Raw genomic sequence first — 4,582 nt, 5'->3', positions numbered from 1 at the left:
GTCAAAATCTGATGGAGTGGATGCCCCCTCCCGACGGCATCGCGATGTGCCAGTTTGGTGATTGCCAGAATCGACCAAGACAGAGAGGGCATCCATGGAACGAGCTACCATCATTGGAATCGATCTCGCAGAGCGGGTCTTCCAGGTTCACGGCGCGGCGAGTGACGGGAAGGTTGTCTTTCGCAAGAAGCTGTCGCGCGCACAGTTGCTGCCGTTTCTCGCCGGACAGCCCCGGTGCACGGTGGCGATGGAGGCGTGCGCGACGGCCCACGACTGGGGGCGTACGATCGGCGCGCTCGGGCATGCCGTCCGGCTCCTGCCGCCGGTCTATGTGAAGCCCTTTGTAAAGCGGCAGAAGAACGACGTGGCTGACGCGGAGGCGATCGCGGAAGCGGCCTCCAGGCCGACAATGCGCTTCGTGGCTGTCAAAACCGAGGAGCAACAGGCGCGGTCGATGATCTTCCGCACGCGCGACCTCCTGGTGCGCCAGCGCACGCAGCTGATAAACGCCCTGCGCGGCCACCTCGCCGAGCATGGGGTCGTCGCCCCACAGGGCCCGGCCCACGTGAAGCTGCGGATGCAATCGAAGACGAGGAAAGCCTCATTCAGCCGATCGTCCGCGACGTTGGTCGTCTCTATCTCCAGCAGATCGCCATCTACAGCGAGAAGATCACCGAGCTCGAGGGGACACTCCGTCGCGAGGCCGCGCGGAACGAGACGACGGCGCGCCTGCAAACCATGCCGGGGATCGGACCCATCGCCGCCATGGCGATCGAGACGTATGCACCGCCGCTCGAGACCTTTCGACGTGGCCGCGACTTCGCCGCCTGGCTTGGGCTCGTGCCGCTGCAGAAATCCACGGGCGGGAAACAGAAGCTGGGTCGAACCTCGAAGATGGGGCAGCGTGACATTCGGCGCCTGCTAATCGTCGGGGCGATGGCGGTTGTCCGATGGGCGGCTCGGAAGAGCCCGCCTGAAGGATCGTGGCTGGCGCGCATGCTGGCGCGCAAACCGCCTATGCTGGTTGCCATCGCACTGGCCAACAAGATGGCGCGGTCGGCATGGGCCATGCTGACGAAGCGGGAGAACTACCGGGATCCGGCGGCGGCATCAGCTTGATCGACGATCGAGCTGTCGCTCGCCGGTCCGTCGGGGATGTGAGGAGGGCAACGAACAGTAAGGGCAAATGATCGACACGATCGGGACCAGGAAAAGCAGTCAAGCGTACGGAGCCACGAGCTCGCAAATCTGATCCGCACCTGATCCACGCATCTCCATACCGGCCCGCGGCATGTGAAGCGCCGCAACGGCGAGGCCTGACACATGACCGCACCGATCACATGCCCTCGACGTTCGAAAATCCCCTTGCATCAACGGGGGCATCCACACATGACGCTTGGTTCCGGAGCCGTAAGCCCGCACTGGGTGGAAATGCGTCGTTCCCGCCGGACGAACGAATGACGCAAGCTTATCAATTTCCGGACATCTGCATGACTTTGGTGTAATTGCGCGGTGTGGCGGCGCAGCTGGCCGTGGCGACCCTTGCACCACTATCAGCCGCGGATCGAACAGATCATCGCACAGAGCGGCGGGTGCAGGCGGCGGAGGCAGTGCCCGCCGGCGACAAAACTGGTCAGCCTGTTCAGCCACCACCAGCAAAGCGGCCCGATCCTCGACCTTCGTCCTCGATGGCCTGCCGCGGGCAAGACAGCCTTCTGGTCGAAGCCCCCTGCTCACCGGCGGACCTGCAGGCGAGACTGGCGGGGCCGACCAGTGTTTCCACCGGAGGTCGCGAATAAGAAGGCTATGGCCGAAAAATCGGCCGCTCCGAATGTGAGGAAGCTCACAGCGGCTAGAGCGCGTTCGCGCATAATAGCAGAGCAATAGATCCGACAACCTCGGGTAAAAGCAGAGAGGCCGCCATGGGCGTTAATCTCGTTCCCATCGTCCGCAATTTCTCGATTCACACTGAAAATTTCGCCGCCGGCTCGCACGATATCGACGACGGCTGCGTCACCCAGGGGATGCATCGGGTGATGCGCTTCGACTTTCTCACCCACAACAAGGGAAATGCCGATCTCGCGGTTGGTAATCCCGCCGATCATCCAGACTGGTACGTAATGTCGGCGAGCCACGGCCACTACCACCTGATCGATTTCAACGAGTTCCGCCTCTACGACGCCAACGGCAATCCGACCGCAACGGGAGCGAAGCAGGCGTTTTGCTTGGTCGACATCGAGCGGATCGACCCCGGCGCGAATCCCAACCCGCAGTTCACGGACTGTAATGCGAACCAGGGCGTGTCCGCGGGATGGGCCGATCTCTACAACAAGGCGCTAGCCTGTCAGTACATTGTAATCGACGGCTTACCTGACGGCGATTACACGGTCTTGTCGACGACGAACGCACAGCATTTGTTTCCGGAAGACACCTTCGACGACAACACGATCTGCACGGGACTGCACATCGCAGGAAACACCGTGACGGAGATCGATCCGCCGATCGGTCGTCAGCTCCTAACAAGCAGCGTCAACTTCAACGATGTGCCAGAGGGCGAGACGACGGCGCGGGCCGTTATCGTTGAAGTGAAGACCTGCCGAAGCGTGACTATTCGCGTCCAGAGCGGTCCGATGGTGAATGCCGGAAGCGCGCCGGGTACTGTGTTGGAGCGCCTCGGTGACATCGCCGTATCCGTTCCCGAGACCAACAAAATCGTGCCCCGCCAGCTGCGGCTGTGGATCTCATATAAGGGGACCAGCGCGGGAGACACCGGTTCCGGCCAGGTGACGATCTCATGCGACGAGACCGGAGATACTTGGACGGTCCCGATCACGGCGAACACCATTGCGCGTCCGACTGTGGGCGTTGTGATGGTTCTCGATCAATCCGGCAGCATGCTGTGGGATTCGGGGCTCGCCCCGGTCGGATTGCCCCTGCGCAACGATGTGCTCAAATTCGCCGCGCCGCACTTCGTCGAGGTGATTCAACAGAACAATGGGATCGGGATCGTGGCCTTCGATCACGACTCCTTTGACCGCATGGCGGTTAAGAAGATCGGACCAGCCGGCGCAGTCGACCCAGTGCGGGGAGAGGCGAAGGCGAAGATCGCGGCGCACACGCCGAACCCGAACGGAAGTACGTCCATCGGCGACGGCGTGGAGCGGGCGCACAATAACCTCCAGCCGGTCACGGACTACGATCACAAAGCGATCATCGTTCTTACCGACGGCCATGAGAACGCCGCCAAGTTTCTGGACGACGTCTCATCGGCGATCAATGAGCGCGTGTTCGCCATTGGGCTCGGGACTGCTGAGACGATCAATCCCGTCGCCCTGACCAAACTGACCAACGGCACCGGAGGCTATCTCCTGCTCACCGGACAGATCGGCACCGACAACGTGTTTCTGCTGAGCAAGTATTACCTGCAGATCCTTGCGGGCGTAACGAACCAGAACGTGGTGGTCGATCCGGAGGGCTACCTCACCCCCGGGCAGAAGTACCGCGTCCCGTTTGTGCTCAACGAGGCGGACATTACGAGCGACGTGATTCTGCTGTCGATGGCGCCGCCAACCGTGTTCCATTTTGCGGTCGAGACGCCGACTGGAGAAATCATTGATGCGGCCGCGGCCGGCGCGCTCGCTTCAGTTGAGTTCGTCACGGGGGCCAATGTCGCCTACTACCGATTGACGCTGCCCGTCGTGATCAACGGGCATGGATCGAGCGCGGGAACCTGGAACGCGATCCTCTCGGTCGACGACACCGGCTACAAGCGATATCTGGCGACGCTCGACAAGGATCCAGTCACGCTCAAGGAGGTGCGCACCCACGGTGTGCGTTACAGCGTAAGCGTACACTCGCTGTCCAGCCTGCGGATGAATGCACGTGTAATCCAGTCGAGCAACGAACCCGGCGCGACGATGACGATCCGCACCCTCCTAACCGAGTATGGGCTGCCCGTCGATCATCGCGCAATCGTACACGTCGACGTTGAGTGGCCTGACCACACACATCAGATGCTTGCGCTGACCGAGATCGAGCCGGGTGTGTTCGAGACGTCAACGCTGGCGACGCTTCCGGGCGTATACAGGATGTGTGTCCGCGCGCACGGTGCCACGATGCGAAGCAAGCCGTTCACGCGCGAGCAGTTATTGACGGGCGCCGTTTGGAAAGGAGGCGACAACCCGGCGCCGACCAGTGGAACGGATCCGCAGATTCGTGACGAGCAACTGTGCCATCTCTTGGAATGCTTGCTCGGATCGAAGGCGCTCGAGGAGTTCCTCACCGCCAGCCACATTGATGCTCGGCTATTGCAGGAGTGCCTAGAGAGGTTCTGTCGTGAACGCACCGCGAGCGTGACCGAGGCGCCATCGCGCGAAAAGGTGGAGGTTCGTAGAGCGCCCGCTGCGGGATCGAAGACCCCGACCCAAAAACCCAAGCGCAAGAAATGAACAAGCGGCCAAATTTCGGTGATGCGGCAAGCGTGATCCAGTAAGGATCTGGCGTCAGAACACAAGCGAAGAATAAATCGACTTCGGCGGGTCTCGGCGACATGACCCAGGCGCGGAATAACCGCAAATCTATA

Annotated in this window: 1 protein-coding gene and 1 pseudogene; both read left to right on the top strand. The window is 61.5% G+C overall.

The annotated features are described in order from the left end of the window. The first annotated feature begins 94 nt into the window (after window positions 1–94). Window positions 95–1,119, top strand: a pseudogene (locus G6N73_RS34770) (IS110 family RNA-guided transposase). 803 nt (window positions 1,120–1,922) lie between these two features. Further along, window positions 1,923–4,448: a lysyl oxidase family protein gene (locus G6N73_RS34765; protein ID WP_165034404.1), complete on the top strand. Its 2,526-nt coding sequence runs from the start codon at window positions 1,923–1,925 to the stop codon at window positions 4,446–4,448. Window positions 4,449–4,582: the final 134 nt, after the last annotated feature.

The sequence above is a fragment of the Allomesorhizobium camelthorni genome (assembly GCF_011045125.1).
Classification (GTDB): domain Bacteria; phylum Pseudomonadota; class Alphaproteobacteria; order Rhizobiales; family Rhizobiaceae; genus Allomesorhizobium; species Allomesorhizobium camelthorni.
This window is presented reverse-complemented; position numbering and strand designations above follow the sequence as displayed.